At 68.6% G+C, this 17,571-nt stretch carries 20 protein-coding genes; 18 read left to right on the top strand and 2 right to left on the bottom strand.

From position 1 onward, the window contains the following. Positions 1-194: 194 nt before the first annotated feature. The 7 genes from rpsB (at position 195) to IW245_RS21525 (ending at position 6,580) form a co-directional block, all read left to right on the top strand. Positions 195-1,067, top strand: coding sequence for a 30S ribosomal protein S2 (rpsB, locus tag IW245_RS21555; protein WP_197004978.1), 873 nt, complete (start codon positions 195-197; stop codon positions 1,065-1,067). Between the two features lie 40 nt (positions 1,068-1,107). Further along, a complete protein-coding gene (gene tsf, locus IW245_RS21550) occupies positions 1,108-1,923 on the top strand; it encodes a translation elongation factor Ts (RefSeq protein ID WP_197004977.1) in 816 nt (271 codons plus the stop codon). A gap of 87 nt (positions 1,924-2,010) precedes the next feature. Beyond that, a complete protein-coding gene (gene pyrH, locus IW245_RS21545) occupies positions 2,011-2,760 on the top strand; it encodes a UMP kinase (RefSeq protein WP_197004976.1) in 750 nt (249 codons plus the stop codon). A gap of 37 nt (positions 2,761-2,797) precedes the next feature. Next, positions 2,798-3,355 (top strand): ribosome recycling factor, encoded by a 558-nt coding sequence (gene frr, locus IW245_RS21540; RefSeq protein WP_197004975.1) that lies wholly within the window; start codon positions 2,798-2,800, stop codon positions 3,353-3,355. Then, entirely contained in the window at positions 3,355-4,431 is a 1,077-nt protein-coding gene (locus IW245_RS21535) for a phosphatidate cytidylyltransferase (RefSeq protein ID WP_197004974.1), read from the top strand. Before frr ends, IW245_RS21535 begins: the two co-directional genes overlap by 1 nt. A gap of 65 nt (positions 4,432-4,496) precedes the next feature. Beyond that, positions 4,497-5,660 (top strand): dual-specificity RNA methyltransferase RlmN, encoded by a 1,164-nt coding sequence (rlmN, locus tag IW245_RS21530; protein ID WP_197004973.1) that lies wholly within the window; start codon positions 4,497-4,499, stop codon positions 5,658-5,660. After that, positions 5,657-6,580 (top strand): DivIVA domain-containing protein, encoded by a 924-nt coding sequence (locus IW245_RS21525; RefSeq protein ID WP_197004972.1) that lies wholly within the window; start codon positions 5,657-5,659, stop codon positions 6,578-6,580. Before rlmN ends, IW245_RS21525 begins: the two co-directional genes overlap by 4 nt. A 51-nt stretch (positions 6,581-6,631) precedes the next feature. Here IW245_RS21525 and IW245_RS21520 read toward each other — a convergent pair whose 3' ends face one another. After that, positions 6,632-6,805 carry a DUF2631 domain-containing protein gene (locus IW245_RS21520; protein WP_197008624.1) on the bottom strand — a complete coding sequence of 58 codons (174 nt, stop codon included), beginning with the start codon at positions 6,803-6,805 and terminating at the stop codon, positions 6,632-6,634. A 195-nt stretch (positions 6,806-7,000) separates the two neighbouring features. Here IW245_RS21520 and IW245_RS21515 point away from each other — a divergent pair, with 195 nt between their 5' ends. Next, positions 7,001-8,503, top strand: a complete 1,503-nt coding sequence (locus IW245_RS21515; RefSeq protein ID WP_231400007.1) for a Rieske 2Fe-2S domain-containing protein — start codon at positions 7,001-7,003, stop codon at positions 8,501-8,503. Between the two features lie 13 nt (positions 8,504-8,516). Here IW245_RS21515 and IW245_RS21510 read toward each other — a convergent pair whose 3' ends face one another. Then, entirely contained in the window at positions 8,517-8,987 is a 471-nt protein-coding gene (locus tag IW245_RS21510; protein WP_197004970.1) for a 2-phosphosulfolactate phosphatase, read from the bottom strand. A gap of 216 nt (positions 8,988-9,203) precedes the next feature. Between IW245_RS21510 and IW245_RS21505 the strand changes: the two genes are divergently transcribed. The 10 genes from IW245_RS21505 to dxr all read left to right on the top strand — a co-directional run bounded on the left by IW245_RS21505 (position 9,204) and on the right by dxr (position 17,571). Continuing rightward, the gene (locus IW245_RS21505; RefSeq protein WP_197004969.1) at positions 9,204-9,395 is read left to right on the top strand and encodes a DivIVA domain-containing protein; all 192 of its coding nucleotides are present in this window, start codon (positions 9,204-9,206) and stop codon (positions 9,393-9,395) included. Between the two features lie 102 nt (positions 9,396-9,497). Further along, complete coding sequence (locus IW245_RS21500) at positions 9,498-9,833, top strand: hypothetical protein (protein WP_197004968.1); 336 nt, start codon at positions 9,498-9,500, stop codon at positions 9,831-9,833. Positions 9,834-9,925: 92 nt separating this feature from the next. Then, positions 9,926-11,056 carry a S8 family serine peptidase gene (locus IW245_RS21495; RefSeq protein ID WP_197004967.1) on the top strand — a complete coding sequence of 377 codons (1,131 nt, stop codon included), beginning with the start codon at positions 9,926-9,928 and terminating at the stop codon, positions 11,054-11,056. Positions 11,057-11,094: 38 nt separating this feature from the next. Continuing rightward, positions 11,095-11,733, top strand: a complete 639-nt coding sequence (locus tag IW245_RS21490) for a hypothetical protein (RefSeq protein WP_197004966.1) — start codon at positions 11,095-11,097, stop codon at positions 11,731-11,733. Then, on the top strand, positions 11,730-12,947 hold the full coding sequence (locus tag IW245_RS21485; protein ID WP_197004965.1) for a WXG100 family type VII secretion target: 1,218 nt from the start codon (positions 11,730-11,732) through the stop codon (positions 12,945-12,947). The genes IW245_RS21490 and IW245_RS21485 overlap by 4 nt, the downstream gene beginning before the upstream one ends. 146 nt (positions 12,948-13,093) lie before the next feature. After that, a complete protein-coding gene (locus IW245_RS21480) occupies positions 13,094-14,035 on the top strand; it encodes a YbaB/EbfC family nucleoid-associated protein (protein ID WP_197004964.1) in 942 nt (313 codons plus the stop codon). Next, positions 14,036-14,377, top strand: coding sequence for a hypothetical protein (locus IW245_RS21475; RefSeq protein ID WP_197004963.1), 342 nt, complete (start codon positions 14,036-14,038; stop codon positions 14,375-14,377). Further along, a complete protein-coding gene (locus IW245_RS21470; RefSeq protein ID WP_197004962.1) occupies positions 14,374-15,441 on the top strand; it encodes a hypothetical protein in 1,068 nt (355 codons plus the stop codon). The genes IW245_RS21475 and IW245_RS21470 overlap by 4 nt, the downstream gene beginning before the upstream one ends. 271 nt (positions 15,442-15,712) lie before the next feature. Beyond that, a complete protein-coding gene (locus IW245_RS21465; RefSeq protein WP_197004961.1) occupies positions 15,713-16,225 on the top strand; it encodes a GNAT family N-acetyltransferase in 513 nt (170 codons plus the stop codon). Positions 16,226-16,380: 155 nt separating this feature from the next. Then, a complete protein-coding gene (gene dxr, locus IW245_RS21460) occupies positions 16,381-17,571 on the top strand; it encodes a 1-deoxy-D-xylulose-5-phosphate reductoisomerase (protein ID WP_197004960.1) in 1,191 nt (396 codons plus the stop codon).

Raw genomic sequence — 17,571 nt, 5'->3', positions numbered from 1 at the left:
ACCGGCACACCGTAGACTTGTCAACCGGCGACCGCCCCGTGCGGTCGACCTCGCGCGCCCTTCGCACCCCACCGGGTGCGACGGCGGCTCTCCCTGGTCCCATCCCCGAGATGGACGCCAACGAGCCGACGACCCGGCGCTAGGGCCGCGACCGCCCGTCGCGGCAACAACCAGGGACAACTGAAGGAGACACCGTGGCAGTCGTCACGATGCGCCAGCTTCTCGAGAGCGGCGTGCACTTCGGGCACCAGACCCGGCGCTGGAACCCGAAGATGAAGCGCTACATCATGACCGAGCGCAACGGCATCTACATCATCGACCTGCGCCAGAGCCTCGACTACATCGAGAAGGCGTACAACCACATCAAGGCGACTGTCGCCGGTGGCGGTTCGATCCTGTTCGTCGGCACGAAGAAGCAGGCCCAGGAGGCCATCGCCGAGCAGGCCGCGCGCGTCGGCATGCCGTACGTGAACCACCGGTGGCTTGGTGGCATGCTCACCAACTTCCAGACGATCTACAAGCGGCTCCAGCGCATGAAGGAGCTCGAGGCCATGGAGCAGACCGGTCAGGGCGCGACCGGCCTGACCAAGAAGGAGCTCCTGACCCTCTCGCGCGAGAAGATCAAGCTCACCCGCACCCTCGGTGGTCTGCGGGACATGCAGAAGCTCCCGGCCGCGGTGTGGATCGTCGACACCAAGAAGGAGCACATCGCCGTCGATGAGGCGCGCAAGCTGCACATCCCGGTGATCGCGATCCTCGACACCAACTGCGACCCGGACGAGGTCGACTTCCCGATCCCGGGTAACGACGACGCGATCCGGTCCGCCGCGCTGCTGACCCGCGTGATCGCCGACGCCGTCGCCGCCGGGCTCGTCGCCCGCGCCGGCAAGGGCCGTGGCGACGACAAGCCGGAGCCGGGCGTTGTCGCCGGCGACGAGCCGCTGGCCGAGTGGGAGCAGGAGCTGCTCGCTCCGAAGACCGACGAGGCCCCGGCCGCCGTCGAGACCGCTCCGGTCGCCGAGGCTGCCCCGGCAGTCGAGGCCGAGGCCACCCCGGCCGCCGAGTAGTCCTGCAGATCCGCCCAACTTTCGAATCAGAGAGAGAACCATGGCGAACTTCAGCGCAGCGGACGTCAAGAAGCTCCGCGACCTCACCGCTGCCGGCATGATGGACTGTAAGAAGGCGCTCGAGGAGTCGGACGGCGACTTCGACAAGGCTGTCGAGATCCTGCGCGTCAAGGGCGCCAAGGATGTCGGCAAGCGCGCTGGGCGCACGGCGGCCAACGGCCTCGTCGCCCAGTCGGGCAACGCCCTGCTCGAGCTCAACTGCGAGACCGACTTCGTCGCGAAGAACGGCGCGTTCATCGAGCTGGCCCAGGCCCTCGTCGAGCACGTCGCGGCGGTCAAGCCGGCGTCGGTCGAGGCGGCTCTGGCCACCGAGATCAACGGCCAGTCGGTCGCTGACCTGATCCAGGACGAGTCGGCGAAGATCGGCGAGAAGCTGGTCCTCAACCGGATCGCGCTGTTCGAGGGTCAGACCACGGTGTACATGCACCGCAAGAGCGCCGACCTGCCGCCGGCTGTCGGCGTCATGGTCGAGTTCACGGGCGCGAACACTGAGGCCGCGCGCGGCATCGCGATGCAGATCGCCGCCATGCGTCCGAGCTACGTCACCCGTGACGAGGTTCCGGCCGAGGTCGTCGAGTCCGAGCGTCGGATCGCTGAGCAGACCTCCCGCGAGGAGGGCAAGCCCGAGGCGGCCCTGCCGAAGATCATCGAGGGCCGGGTCAACGGCTTCTTCAAGGACGTCGTGCTGACCGAGCAGGCCTCGGTGACCGACTCGAAGAAGTCGGTCGCCCAGATCCTGACCGAGGCCGGGATCACCGTGACGCGGTTCGCCCGCATCGAGGTCGGCCAGGCCTAAGCAAGACCAGAGGGGGCCGCGGTGGTGTGTTGTTGACGCGCCGCTGCGGCCCTTTTGCCGCGTAATAGACTGACTTCGGAGGATTCCATGACCGACACGGCCTCCACCCGCTACCGTCGGGTGGTTCTGAAGCTCTCCGGCGAGATGTTCGGCGGCGGAGCGGTCGGCGTCGATCCGGATGTCGTCTCCGAGGTGGCCCGCCAGATCGCCAAGGCCGTCACCGAGCGGGGCGTGCAGGTCGCCGTCGTGATGGGCGGCGGAAACTTCTTCCGGGGCGCCGAGCTGCAGAAGCGCGGCATGGACCGCCCCCGTGCCGACTACATCGGCATGCTCGGCACCGTGATGAACTGCCTGGCCCTCCAGGACTTCCTGGAGAAGGAGGGCATCGACACCCGCGTGCAGACCGCCATCCACATGGCCCAGGTCGCCGAGCCCTACATCCCGCGCCGGGCCATCCGGCACCTGGAGAAGGGCCGGGTCGTCATCTTCGGCGCCGGCGCCGGCATGCCGTTCTTCTCCACCGACACCGTGGCGGCCCAGCGCGCGCTGGAGATCGCCGCGGACGCCGTGCTGATGAGCAAGAACGGCGTGGACGCCGTGTACACCTCGGACCCGCGGACCAACCCGGACGCCGAGAAGCTCGATACCATCACGTTCGAGGAGTCGCTCCGGCGTGGACTGAAGGTGGTCGACGCGGCCGCGTTCAGCCTCTGCATGGAGAACCGCCTGCCGATGCTGGTGTTCGGGGCCGAGGGCGACGACATCCTCGTCCGGGCACTCGGCGGCGAGCGGATCGGCACCCTGATCACCTCGGCTGAGGCCGGGCCCCGCAAGTAGAGCGCACCACCGACTTCCTGAAGGAGCGACGAGCCAGGTGATCGACGACACACTCCTCGAGGCCGAGGAGAAGATGGATTCGGCAGTCGAGCACGCCAAGTCGGAGTTCGCGGCGATCCGCACGGGCCGGGCGAGCGCCGCCATGTTCTCCAAGATCGTGATCGACTACTACGGCACGCCCACCGCGCTGCCGCAGATGGCGTCCATCGGCGTGCCCGAGGCCCGCATGGTCATCATCAAGCCCTACGACGCGAGCCAGCTCGGCAACATCGAGCGCGCGATCCGCGACTCCGACCTCGGCGTGAACCCGAACAACGAGGGCACCCAGATCCGGATCAACATCCCGCCGATGACCGAGGAACGCCGCCGCGACATGATCAAGGTCGCGCGGGGCAAGGGCGAGGACGCCAAGGTCGCCGTCCGCAACATCCGCCGCCGCGCCAACGACGAGCTCGCCAAGATCCAGAAGGACGGCGAGGCCGGCGAGGACGAGGTGAAGCGGGCGGAGAAGGAGCTCGACGCGTTGACCGCGAAGTACGTGGCGACGATCGACGAGCTGCTCAAGCACAAGGAAGCCGAGCTGCTCGAAGTCTGATGACAGATTTCGACCCCTTCGAGAACGGAGGTCGGCGCGCCCGCCGCGAGCGCGCCGACCCACCGGCCGACGAGCAGCCGGACTGGCTCGACCAGGCCTGGGACTCCACCACCCCGTCGTGGGCGGAGTCCGGCCCCGTCGCGCACCCAGAGTCCGATTTCGACCCGTTCGCACCTCCCGCGCCGTTGCCGCCGGAAGACCATCCGGGGGTACCGGAGTCCGAACCCCCCGCGGCTCCCGTCCCCGACGCACCCCCCGCGCCCCCCAAGGCCGGCCGGAACCTGCCGGCGGCGATCGGGGTCGGCGCCGGGCTGGGCGCGCTCGTCGTGGCCAGCCTGTTCATCCGGCGCGAGGGCGCGCTGTTCCTCCTGGCGGCAGCCGTCGTCATCGGGATCTGGGAGCTCGTCCGAGCGCTGGGCGATGGTCCGGAACGGCCCCCGCTGGGCCCGCTGCTGGCCGGCGGGGTGCTGATGATCGGCCTCGCCTGGTTCGGAGACGTCGGCGCGCTCACGATCGGCCTGCTGCTCACCCTGTTGGCCGTGATGGTGTGGCGGCTCGCGGACGGCCCGCCGGCGTACGCGCGGTCGGTCACCTCCGCGGCCATGGTCGCCGTGTACGTCCCGTTCCTGGCCTCCTTCTTCGTCCTCCTCCTGCGGCCGGAGGACGGCGCGCTGCGGGTGCTGTGCGTCGTGGCCGCCGTGGTGCTCTCCGACACGGGCGGTTACATCGCCGGCGTGTTCCTCGGCAAGCACCCGATGGCGCCGACCGTGAGCCCGAAGAAGTCCTGGGAGGGCTTCGGCGGATCCGTGCTCGCCTGCGCGATCGGCGGCACGCTGATGCTCCGGTTCATGCTCGACACGCCGTGGTGGGCGGGCGCCGTGTTCGGCGTGGCCCTGGCGATCGGCTCGACCGTGGGCGATCTGGCGGAGTCGTTACTGAAACGTGATCTGGGGATCAAGGACATGGGCACGCTGCTGCCCGGCCACGGCGGCGTCATGGACAGGTTGGACTCCCTGCTCGTGGCCGCCCCGCTCGGGTACATGTTGCTGAGCGTGTTGGCCGCCCCCACCGGGTGAAGTGGCTCGCGTTCACCTCCCTGGGGTCGGTTGTTCGGGGGTCGGCGTGGGACACTGGCTGAGTCATGACGACCCTGCCTGTACTCAACATGTCGCCGCCGCGCCGCGCCGGCCGTTCCATGCCGCCCCGGCACCTGGCCGACCTCGACCTGGCCGGGCGTCGGGCCGCCGTCGCGGAGCTGGGGGAGAAGCCGTTCCGGGCCACCCAGCTCTCGACGCACTACTTCGGGCGCTTAGAGGGCGACCCGGCGGCGATGACGGACCTGCCCGCCGGGCTGCGCGAGAAGCTGGCGGCAGAGCTGCTGCCCCAGCTGCTCACCCCGGCCCGCAGGCTCGCGACGGACGACGGGCTGACCCAGAAGACGCTGTGGAAGCTGCACGACGGCTCGCTCGTGGAGAGCGTCCTGATGGGGTACCCGTCGGGATCTGACGAATCGGATGACTCGGATCAACCGGCCAGGTTCGGTCGGGCCACGGTGTGTATTTCGTCACAGGCCGGCTGTGGCATGGCTTGTCCATTCTGCGCGACCGGCCAGGCGGGCCTGACCCGGAACCTGTCGACCGGCGAGATCGTCGACCAGGTCGTCGACGCCGCCCGGATCGCGGCCAGTGGCCAGCTCGCGGGCATGCCGACCCGGCTGTCGAACGTCGTGTTCATGGGCATGGGCGAGCCGATGGCGAACTACAACCGGGTCATCGAGGCGGTCCGACGGATCACCGATCCTGCCCCGGAGGGCCTGGGCCTGTCCCAGCGGCACGTGACAGTCTCGACCGTGGGCCTGGTGCCCGCGATGCGCAAACTGGCCGACGAGGGTCTGTCGGTCACGTTGGCGCTGTCCCTGCACGCCCCGGACGACGAGCTGCGCGACGAGCTGGTCCCGGTGAACACCCGGTGGAAGGTCTCCGAAGTCCTTGACGCGGCGTGGCACTATGCGTCGAAGACCGGACGTAGGGTCTCCATCGAGTACGCGATGATCAGAGATATGAACGATCAGCCGTGGCGCGCCGACCTGCTCGGACGCCTACTATCTGGTCGGTTGGCACACGTGAACCTCATCCCGCTCAACCCCACACCCGGCAGCAAGTGGGATGCGAGCCCCAAGCCGGTGGAGCGGGAGTTCGTCCGACGACTGCGTGCCGCGGGAGTGCCGACTACAGTTCGGGACACGCGGGGTCGGGAGATCGACGGGGCATGTGGGCAGCTCGCTGCTGCGGAGGTGGATGAGTGACGAGTTCAGGTGGTCAGCGGTTCCGACGTCGGGCGCTGCGCCGTGGCTACAAGGTCGACGAGGTGGACATCTTCCTCGACCGCGTGGAGGCGACGCTGGGTGGTGACGCTCCGGGCACGCCCGTGACCGCGCAGGAGGTCCACGACGTGGTCTTCCGGGTCCGGTTCGGCGGCTACGACGAGTGGCAGGTGGACCTGCACCTCGACCGGGTGGAGCGCCAGCTGACCGAGCTCGAGGAGCGTGGCGGCCTGTACCAGCGGGTGGAGCAGCGGCTCGCGCCTCAGCAGGTCCCGCCGCGCGTGCAGCCCCAGGGCCCGCCGCCCGTGCAGGCCTTCGACGAGCGGCCCCAGGCGCCGTTCGACGAGCGCCCGCCGATGCCGCCGCAGCCCGGGATGCCGCCCCAGTTCGACGACCGCACCTCGCAGCAGCCTCCGGTGCGCGACGACCGCGGGTTCGCCCCGCCGCCGGTCCGCGAGGACTACCCGACGCAGAACTTCCCGAGCGTCGTCCCGCCGCCCCTGCCCCCGGTGGCGGCCCCGCCGCAGAGCCGGTCGGGGGAGTATCCGCGTCCGGACCCCACGAGCTTCAACAGTGGCGGCTACGATGCGGCCGGCCGGCACGGTCGGATGGACATGACCGGCGAGATGGGTGCCGTGACCGGCGCCTTCACTCCCGACGAGGTCGGCAAGGTGGACGCGCTGCGACGCACGTTCCAGCCGCGCCGCTTCGGCAGCGGGTACGACCCGGCGCAGGTGGACCGGCTGTTCGACGCGGTCCTGGCGTACATGACGGGGCGCTCCGGTGCGGCCGTCGCCGACGGGGAGCTCGACCCGAGCCAGTTCAGCCTGGTTCAGGGCGGGTACTTCGAGGCGGACGTCGACTCGGCGCTCAAGGAGATCCGGGCCCTGCTCCGCAAGTAGATCCAACGAAAAGAGCCCCGCATCGCTGCGGGGCTCTTTTCGTTGGTCGAGCTAGTTCGATTTGAGGCCGTTCTTGCGGAGGAGCCAGTCACCGACGAGGGTGGCGGCCAGCAGCGCGGCGAGGCCGATCAGCCAGACGTTCTCGACGTTGCCCTCGTGGTTGCCGATGGTCATGACCAGAAGGACCAGGATCGTGACGATGCCGCCGATCCGAGCAACCTTCATGTTGGTCGGCTTGTGCTGGTCCGGCGAGGTCACCGGTTCGGAGCTGCCAGCCACTGTCGAGTCCCTTCCTACGGTGTACGTCGAGATCAGTCTGGCATGACGGGTTGGGGGCCCGTCGGAGGGTTCGGGTAGCGTCTAGGGCGCGTCTTTCTGAGGAGGTTGAGAGTGCGGGTCACCGGTACCGGTCACGCGGGCATGTTCATCGAGACCGGCGCGGGGAGCATCCTGTGCGACCCGTGGGTAAATCCTGCCTACTTCGGGTCGTGGTTCCCCTTCCCGGACAATGTCGACCTCGACTGGGACCGGCTCGGCAACCCCGACTTCCTCTACGTCTCCCACCTGCACCGCGACCACTTCGACGCGGAGTTCCTGGCGTCGCGGATCAGTAAGAAGGCGACGGTCCTGCTGCCGGAGTACCCGACGTCGCAGCTGGAGGACGAGCTGCGCGAACTCGGGTTCACCTCGTTCTTCCGCACGAAGAGCGACGAGGTGCACGAGATCGACGGCCTGAAGGTCATGATCCAGGCGCTGACCTCCCCGACGGACGGCCCGATCGGCGACTCCGCCATCTGGGTCGAGCACGACGGCGTGCGGCTGCTCAACCAGAACGACGCCCGCCCCACGGACCTGTCGACCTTCGCGGAACTGGGGCACGTGCACGCGCACCTGCTGCAGTTCAGCGGGGCGATCTGGTACCCGATGGTGTACGAACTGCCCCAGGCGGCCAAGACGGCCTTCGGCAAGCAGAAGCGCGACCGGCAGTTCGACCGCACCGTGCGCTACATCGACGACCTGAACGCGAGCTACGTCATCCCGATCGCCGGCCCGCCGTGCTTCCTGGACGACGCGCTGTGGCAGTTCAACGACATCCACGGCGACGAGGGCAACATCTTCCCCGACCAGCAGGTGTTCCTCGACCACATCGAGGGCCTCGGTTACGACAACGGGGTGCTGCTGCTGCCCGGTTCCGTCGCTGATGCCGCCACCGGCAAGGTCGAGCACCCGGTCGCGGACGTGCGCGCGTTCTTCGAGAACAAGCCGGTCTACCTGCGGGAGATGGCCGAGCGCAAGCGGCCAGCGCTGGAGGCGGAGAAGGCCACCTGGTCGCACCCCGAGATCGACGTGCTCGCCGAGCTGAAGCGCCGGGTCGAGCCGATCATGGGGGAGTCGGAGTACATCGCGGGCGGCATCGGCGGCCCGGTGCGCTTCGACCTGCTGGCCACCGACTCCGAGGAGGTCGTCGAGAGCATCGTCTTCGACTTCCCGAACAAGGAGATCCGGGTCGCCGCCGACGAGAAGGTCCGCTACCGGTTCCGCACGGAGCGCCGCCTGGTCGAGCACCTGATCTTCATCGACGAGGGCGACTGGGTCAACTCGTTGTTCCTGTCCTGCCGGTTCTCGGCGGCCCGGATCGGCCAGTACAACGAGTTCGTCTACGCGTTCTTCAAGTGCCTGTCCGAGGAGCGGATCAACTACGCCGAGGGCTGGTACGCAGAACAGAAGCCCGACGCCGAGGACATCGAGCTCGACGGCTGGACCGTGCAGCGCCGGTGCCCGCACCTCAAGGCAGACCTCGGCCGGTTCGGCAAGGTCGAGGACGGCGTGCTGACCTGCCAGATGCACGGCTGGAAGTGGAACCTCGGGTCCGGCAAGTGCATCACCAGCGCGGGGCACGAGATCCGCTCGTCGGCGTCCTAGCGGTCGCGCGGCCTCAGGTCAGGATCAGGTGGTCCCCGGTCGGGGTCGCGACGAGGGGGCGGTTCAGGACGTCAAGGGCGAGTGAGCGCTCGACGTCGAGGGCGTTGATTCCCGAGTACCCGCTGGCCACGCCCTCGGCGAGCCTCACAGCCGCCCTCGACCGGCGGGAGCGCTCGAGATAGGGTTCCGGCGCGGTGTCGGGGTCCTCCCGCAGCGCCGCGATGAACTCCGCGCACTCCCGGTCCTCCTCGCCGCCGGTCACCACGAACGTCGCCGGCCGGTCGCCGAGGGCCCATGCCGTGGCCCGGGCGTTGGGAAAACTCGCCACCAGGAGCTCGTCGGCGGTACGCGCCGCCGCCGTGCCCCGGGTGCCGTTCACTGTCGCCTGGATGATCGTCGCGCCCCGCACGTCGACAGTGGACAACTGTCCGGGCGAGTTCGTCAGCGCGAAGTCCGGCAGCGCGGGGCCGTCGGTGCAGCTCACCGCGTCCGGATACGTCGCGCGTAGCCGCCGGGCGTGCTCCTTGCGCGGCCAGCACGATCCGGGCCGCGCCGAGGTGCACCGCCCAGCTGGCGAAACTGAACGCCCGGAAGACGTCGACGACCACGACGGCGCCGGTCGGCCGGTCCAGTTCCTCGATGGTCACGAAGCGGTTCACGGGGCACAGTGTACTTGCGCGGCTACGGCATGATGTGTCCCATGACGGGGAAGAAGTTCGATGTGGTCCTGCGTGGGTACGACCGCAGGCAGGTGGACGTGTTGCTGGCCCGGGCCGAGGAGCGTGGGCTGACCCGAGAGGAGGTGGAGAACGCGAATCTGACGATCGTGCTCCGGGGGTACCACTGTGGCCAGGTGCTCGCGTACCTCGCCGGGTTGGTGGAGGGACAGTAGTACGCATTCGGACGGTCTGGGGGGGGTCTCGGGGGTGGCGGATGCCCGCTATCGTGTCGACTTGACTACGGGGTGCACAGGTAGCTGGAGGGGGCATCCGGGATGGCACGGCCTCGGTTCGACATCGTTCCGAACGGTTACGACCCGGGGGACGTCGGCGCGACACTCAGCACGCACGAGGCCAGCGGCTTCAGTGCTGCGGGCTGGGAACGGTTTCGCAACGGCTTCGGCCTGAGAACCCGAGACGTCGGGTACGACATCGCGCAGGTCAACGAGTACCTGTTCTCCCTGGTGAGGCCTCCGGTGTGGGCCATCGGTCCCGCCGCGGAACGATTGTGGCCGCCGGCGGTTGCGACGTTGCGGGACCGGAAACGGCTGTCGCGTCTCTCCCTCGATCCAGAGTCGACCACGCACGAGTCCGACAGGGGTTTGGCATGACGAGCAATCTTTCGCACCGGGCTGGGGACTCTCGGAGGGGTGGGGTGTCGCGGAGGCTGCGGGTCGGGGTGGCGGCTCTTGCCGTGGGGGCGGTGCTGGTCGCTGCGCCGGGGGTGGCGTACGCCGATACGGTGCGGGGGCTGTCCTGGCATTTGGATTTCTTGAAGGTGGAGCGGGCGCATGCGATCAGCCAGGGGGAGGGGGTGGTCGTGGCTGTGATCGATTCCGGGGTGGATGCGGGGCATCCGGATTTGCAGGGGCAGGTTTTGCCTGGGTGGGGGATTGGGGGGGATGCGGCGCCGGATGGCAGGACCGACAACAGAGATCACGGAACAGGTATGGCTAGCCTGATCGCCGGAAAGGGAGGTAATGACAATCGATTGCTGGGAATCGCCCCTAAGTCCAAGATCCTGCCCATTGCGCTTGGCGAGGCATCAGAGGAGCGCGAAGTAAGTCAAGCAGTGAGATGGGCTGTAGATCACGGCGCAAGGGTGATCAACATTTCGATCGCCTTTCCTGCGTCGGAACTGGCAGAAGACCTTCGGCAATCAGTTGCCTATGCGATGTCGAAGGATGTGGTCGTCGTTGCTGGTGCAGGTAATACGGATGCGAATGGCCTGGGTGTCGGTGTGCCGGCAGCGATTCCTGGTGTAGTTGCGAGTGCCGCAGTCGATAGAAGCGGAGGGGCATGGGCTGGTTCGTCCCATGGCCACGAGGTCTCAGTCGGAGCTCCGGGGGTCCAAGTGATTACCTCAGCTCCTGCAAACCGTTCGAAGAATGGATATCTCGTCGGTGACGGGAGCAGCAACGCTGCGGCCCTCGTTTCTGGTGAAGCTGCGCTCATTCGGTCTCAGTTTAAGCAACTCAGCGCGGCTAACGTAATCAACCGGATTATCCGCACGGCCAAGGATGCAGGCAAGCCGGGGCGGGACGACCTCTATGGGTTCGGAGTGATTGATCCGGTCGCTGCGCTGACGGCGGATGTGCCTGAGGTCAAGGACAACCCGCTTCTTGGTGCACAGCAAGGTAGTTCGACCGGTCCGGGGTCCGCCGGTCCGACAGGCCAGCCTCTCGTTTCGGCGCACATCGACTGGAAGATCATGGGTCCGCTCCTGGTGGTCGTGGCGGTGCTGGCTGGTGGCATCACCTGGCTGGTGCTGGCGAGCAACCGGCGGCGTCGGCGGGCGGTCCAACGCGTACCCGGGTATCCGCCCGGGCGCTGACAAAGCACGTCATCCAACTTCATGGGGAGGGTTCACCTATGGGTGAGCAGGAACTGACGTTCACCAATCCGCAGATCGCGCCGCTTGTGAGCAGCTCGCGCCAGATCGGCCCCGACACGTGGGAGATCACCCTGGTCGATGGCAGCGTGATCACCACACGGGTGCAGGGCAACCGGATCGACGGTGACTTCGACGCCTGGTGGCTGGCGGCGCCGGGCGCGTCTGTCCATATCTCGGCGGATGACAACGGGATGCGGACAGCCCACGTGCCTGACGGGTTGACGTTCTCGGAAGGACAGGGTCTCAAGACTTCATACGACCTGGCCTCGCTGGGCGACGCGCAACGGTGGTTGCAGGACATGGGGGACGTGGCCAGGAAGCTCCAGACTGGTATGGCGGATATCAGAAAGCTGATCGACGGGCCGACGACCACTGGTACCAGTCTCGGTGGTTTTCCTAAGGCTGCCGAACTCAAGGGGCGGCACGACGGTCTCTACACCGGGTTCGAGGGCATGCTCGCGACAGTTGCGGAGGACCTGTATGACGCGTATGACGCGTTGGGAGAGGTGATGAGCAACTACGTGTCCGTCGAGGACCGCAACCGGATGACTGCTGAGCAGATGCAGAAGATCCTCGCCGAGCAGGCGACCACCCAGCACCCGATGGAGGGCCGGTGAAGGTTGACTGGAGCACCGCGGTGCAACAGGTCGTGATCCAGGGCCGGCCCGGCGACGTGAAGAGCGCAGCGCTGGGGTGGGAGGAGGTGTTGAAGCGGGCCGGCGATATCAAGTCCACGCTGGAACGGGATGTCGCCGACCTGGCCCAGGTCTGGACCGGGCCGGCATACGAGTCCTACAAGACACACATGATGGGCATCGCGAAAAAGATCGGCGATGCGATCGACAAGGTGAATTCAGGCACGGGGGTCGTGCCCTCCTTACAGGAGGCTGCCACCAAGCTTGCCGAGGCGCAGAATGCGATGCCGGTGCCGCATGGGATGTTCGGTGAGTTGATGGCCGCTCGCAATGGGAAGTACAGCCTGGGGCCCAAATTTTGTGAGATCACGCTGTCCAATGAGCTGCTCAAGAATCCTGTGCTCAAGTTCATCGGCAGCAGCCAGGACATGCTGGAGCAGGCCTTGCACGACATCGAAGGGCCGGCGCTCAAGACGTACGACAAGGTGTCTGGGGAGTATGAGGGTGTGCGGCAACGTATGCCGGATGCTGTGCATGTCGGCTCGGATGTTCGGAGAAATGCTGGAGAACCCGAGCTGACAGTTGGAGAAGGTGTCTCTGGTGTCTCTGGTGGACCCGACCTCGGTGCTGGTGGTGCGTACCCATCGAAGGGTTTTGCTGAGCATCAACCTGGAGCCTTTGGGTCTGCTCACACCCCCGGCGACCCGCGGGATGCCTGGAACAAAGGCTGGGAGGACGCTGGCGACTTCCGCCCCCCGGCCTCGGACTCCGAACACCCCTCCGCCACCGGCCTCGCCGGCACAGCCGGCCCCTTCGGCTCCGGCGGTACCGGGTTCAGTGCGGACCCGTCCGCCCTCGGCCTGGGCGGCGGTTCCGGCTCGACCGGCCTCGCCCCAGGCTCCGTCCCCGGCGGCGGCACCCTGGGCCGCCCCGTGGACCTCCCGCGCACCCTCGCGGCCGGCAACTCCGCACGCCTGGCCGGCTCCACCGGATTCGGCGGAATGGGCGCGATCGGTACCCCCGCCGCGAACTCCGCCGAGGACAAGTCCTCGTATTCCACCTGGCTGCGTGAGGACCGGACGATCTGGTTCGGCGACGAGGAGATCGCCCCGGCGGTCCTCGGCAAGGTGGAGGAGCCGGCGTCCGACTGGCCGGCAGGAGTCGAGATGGTGCGGTTCATCCGCCCGCAGGACTGACCCGTGCCAACCGCCAACACTGACCTCCAACCCACCGCGAACGGCGCCGACCCCATACCCACTGCGAACAGCAGGACTGACCCCGTGCCCATCGGAAACAGCAGAGCTGACCCCATACCCACCGGGAACAGAGACTGGAGTGTGCTGTGAGGACAGACGAATGGATCACCGAGGTGCGGGAGCTCGCCCGGTTCACGGCGTCCTGCGCAGTAGGCGTCACCTCGGTGAACCGTGAGGTGACCGTGACCGTGGGGGCCGGCGGGGTGCCGCGCGAGATCACGTTCGGGGAGTCCGCCGCGCGGCTCGACGGAGTGAGTCTGGCCCGGCTGGTGCTGGAGACCCTGCGCGCCGCTGCGGCCCGGGTCGACGAGCGCCTCGCCGACCGACTGGGTGACCATGCCGGCCTGCTTCGCGGCGACTTGTCGACTCCTGCAGCTCAGGATGAACAGGGCGAACGTGCGCAGAACCACTCCGGAGCGCGAGTTGCCGAAGTGCCGGGGCGTGAAGGCGGGGTGGGCGCGGGAGATGGGGTCCACGGGCATGCCGGTTCGCGGCCCAGTGGTGGTGCCGGTACCGAGCCGGGTGGCGGGGCCGGCCCCGGTCCACGGCGCGAGGCCGTCCACGCTCATGCCGGGCACCCCATTCCGGAGCTGGAGCGGTTCCGGGAGTTGGTCGCCGATCGGGCCGCGAGGAGTACCCGGCTGCGGACTTCCCTCGGGGAGGACCGCACGCTCGCGGAGAACTCCGACGGCCGGATCCGGATCCTGGTCCGGGGTGTGACTGTCGAGCAGGTGTCTATGGCGGACGGCCTGCTCGCGGAGTACGGCGCGGAGGCGCTGGGCATGCTGCTGGTGTCCCTGATCCATGGGGCGATCGCCCGGTCGGCCGCGCGGGCCGCCGAGCTGACGGCCGAGCTGACCGGCACCCGCCTGGACATTCCAGTACCGACCGGCAACCGGGTGGAGACTCCGGGATTGACCGGCACCCGGGCGGACGATTCAGGACGGGACGGCCCCCAGCTGAACGCTTCGGGGAGGACTCAGCTGGCCGGTGCCCGGCTGGACGGTCCGGGACGGGGGCGCGGCTAGATGGGTGACGACCACAAGGGATTCTGGGTGGATCCGGTCGCGTTGGAGGAGTGCCGCCAGCGCCTTGCGCAGGTGCGCTACCGGACGGCGGAGCTGCTCAGGGTCGCCGAGCAGGCCGATCCGGAGTGGTTCATCTGGGGTGCCCTGGGCGCGCAGATGGCCGCGGCGTACTGGGGCGGCTGCGGCCGGGACCTCTACCGCCAGCTGGAGATGATGGCCGAGGGGATCGCCGGCCGGGTGGAGGCGATCGATGCGGCGGGCAAGGCGTACCAGGACACGGATCGGGGGATCGCGGAGGCGCTCCGGGGCATCCACAGGCTGCTGGGGGAGGACGGGAAGTGACCTCGCCGGCCGAGCCCGACGTCAACGACGACAGCGACGTGACCAATGACGAGACCGACGAGCCGTGGTCGGTGACGCTGGGCGATGTCCAGTACTTCCCGGCGCCGGAGACCAGCCGGTACGAGTTCCTCCGCTTCGATCCGAAGTCGGACATCCCGCTGTTCTCGGACGCGACGTCGATCGGGAAGCTGCTGGCCACGTTCGACGAGAAGGACAGCACCGAGCTGGGTGAGCTGATCACGCTGATCGGCGGCCTGGGGCACAACCTGTTCGACGTGGTCTTCGACCCGATGAACGCGCTGCTCGCAGCGGGTCTGGGGTTCCTGGTCGACGTGGTGCAGCCGTTCGAGGATCTCGTGGGGTTGGTCACGGGCAACGGCGAGCGGATGGCCACCGAGATCAGCCGCTGGGAGCGGGTCGGCAGGGCGCTGGTTCCGCTCGCCGAGGAGGTCCGCAAGTGCGGCGAGGACCATATGTTCGGCTGGCGGGGGCTGACGGCGGAGCGGTCCAGGGAGCGGTTGGACGCCTTCGCGAACGGCATGCGCGCCGTCGCCACGGACATCAAGCTGATCGAGGTCTGCCTGATCCTGGCGAAGACGGTGATGGACATCGCGCAGGCCGTCCTGATCCAGCTGCTGGCGACCTGGGTGGAGTGGTTGATCATCACGTGGATGATCGCGATGGACGCCGCGCCGGAGACCGCCGGAGCCTCGGTCAACGTCGCCGTCGTCGCCACCGAGGTCGAGGGCGGGGTGATGCTGAGCAGGGGAGTGGTGTTCCTGGACCGGGTGGTGCCGGTCCTCGGCCGGTTGGAGAACATGTTCAAGAAGCTCGAGCCGATGAAGATGGCCGGGGTGCGTGAGGGGTACGCGCCGAAGGGCGCCCAGCGCAGCGCCGGTTCCGTGCGGGACGAGTACGTCCGCAGTGACGACACCTGGATGCCCGCGGCCACCAAGGGGGCCGGCGGGGCGGTGAGCGTCGAGCAGCGTTACCAGGACTGGCTCACCGACGAGCACCGGCAGAGCTCCGGGGACATCGACCGTGAACTGGACAAGGACGGGTAGCGCGTACCGCGAAAGTTGTAGGGCCGGCGGAAACGTCAACCCTGTGCCGGACGCCCGGCACGGTCGGTCTCGGTAGCGTTCTGGGCGTCCACACTGGAGGAGACGAGCATGACTGTGCGGCTGCTCCTGATCATCGGGGGCGTGCCCGTGGCCCTGGTCGCGACGGTGCCCGCCCGGACGCCGGGGCGGGTGCCGCACCGGCCGGCGGCGGGGCGACCGTCGTCCGACCGGCCGACGGACGCGGACGGCCGTCCGGTGGCAAGCTGGCGGAATGAACATTGTATTCAGTACCGAGCGGCTGATCGTCCGGCCGTGGGAGGAGTCCGACGCGGACCGGCTCTTCGACATGTACGGACGGATGGAGGTCGTCCAGTACCTCGGTGCCACGCCTCAGGTGATGACCGAGCCTGAGCAGGCGCTGCGGACCATGGCCCGCTGGCGGGAGCGCTCGACGGATCCCCGGTTCGGGATCTGGGCGGTGCAGCGGCCCGACGGGGTGGTGGCGGGCACGGTGCTGCTCGTGCCGTTGCCGGACGGGGACGGCGAGGTCGAGGTGGGCTGGCACTTCCACCCGGACTCGTGGGGCCACGGGTACGCGACGGAGGCCGCCCGGGGCGCGGTCGAGAAGGGGTTCGCGGAGGGCTTGGACGAGATCTTCGCGGTGGTGCACCCGCCGAACACCGCCTCGGTGCGGGTGTGCGAGCGGCTGGGGATGACACCGCAGGGTCTGACGGACCGGTGGTACGGGATCGAACTCGCGGCGTTCCGGATCGCCCGGTCCTGACGGGTGGGTGGCGGCGGTGCCGGTGCTGGTTGGGAGCGCCGCGCACCGCCGCCGCCGGACCAGCCGGGCCCCGACGGCGGCCGGAACACGGCCGCGCGCCGAATCCGCACGGCACCGCCACGATCCCCCCGGAACCGGTCGGGGACAATGGCCCGGTGACGCGCACCCTCGTACTTCTCGGTTCCACCGGCTCGGTGGGCACCCAGGCCATTGACGTCGTGCGACAGCACCCCGACAGGTTCCGGGTGGTGGGCCTGGGCGCCGGTGGCGGCAACGTCGCCCTCCTGGCGGAGCAGGCGCTCAGCCTCGGGGTGGAGATCGTCGCGGTGGCCAACTCGACGGCCGTGCAGGACCTCCAGTTGGCCTTCTACGCGGAGGCCCAGAAGCGCGGCTACGCCACCGGGGACTTCCGGATCCCGAAGATCCTCGCGGGGCCGGAGTCGATGGCGGATCTCGCGGAGTACCCGTGTGATGTGGTCCTGAACGCCGTCACCGGTTCCATCGGGCTCAAGCCGACCCTCGCGGCGCTCAAGGCCGGTCGGACCCTGGCGTTGGCCAACAAGGAGTCCCTGGTCGCAGGTGGGGCACTGGTGAAAAAATTCGCTAAACCCGGTCAAATTGTACCGGTGGACAGCGAGCACTCCGCCCTGACCCAGTGCCTGAGGTCGGGTACGGAGCGTGAGGTTCGTCGCCTGATCGTCACGGCGAGCGGCGGCCCGTTCCGGGGCAGGTCCCGGGAGTCGCTGCGGGGCGTGACCCTGGAGGAGGCGATGGCCCACCCGACCTGGGACATGGGTCCGGTGATCACGATCAACTCGGCCACGCTGGTGAACAAGGCCCTGGAAGTGATCGAGGCGCACGAGCTGTACGGCACCCCGTACGCCGACATCGCGGTCATGGTGCACCCGCAGTCGGTGATCCACTCGATGGTCGAATTCGTCGACGGATCAACGATCGCGCAGGCCAGCCCGCCCGACATGCGGCTGCCGATCGCGCTGGCGCTCGGCTGGCCGGACCGGGTGCCGGGGGCGGCGCGCGGCGTCGACTGGACTGCCGCGCACACGTGGGAATTCGCGCCACTGGACGACGCGGTGTTCCCCGCCGTGGCGCTCGCGAAGGCCGCCGGCACCGAGGGCCGCTGCCGCCCCGCGATCTTCAACGCGGCCAACGAGGAGTGCGTCGAGGCGTTCCGGGCCGGCCGGCTGCCGTTCCTCGGGATCGTGGACACCATCGATCGGGTGCTCGACGACGCGCCCGACTACGCTGAGCCAGGTACCGTCGAAGAGGTGCTCGCCGCGGAGGCGTGGGCTCGCGCCCGCGCACGCGAGCTGGCCGGGACGTACTAG

Source organism: Longispora fulva (genome assembly GCF_015751905.1).
Taxonomy (GTDB): Bacteria; Actinomycetota; Actinomycetes; order Mycobacteriales; family Micromonosporaceae; genus Longispora; species Longispora fulva.
Note: the sequence above shows the minus strand (reverse complement) of the source record. Positions and strands in the feature narration are given on the sequence as shown.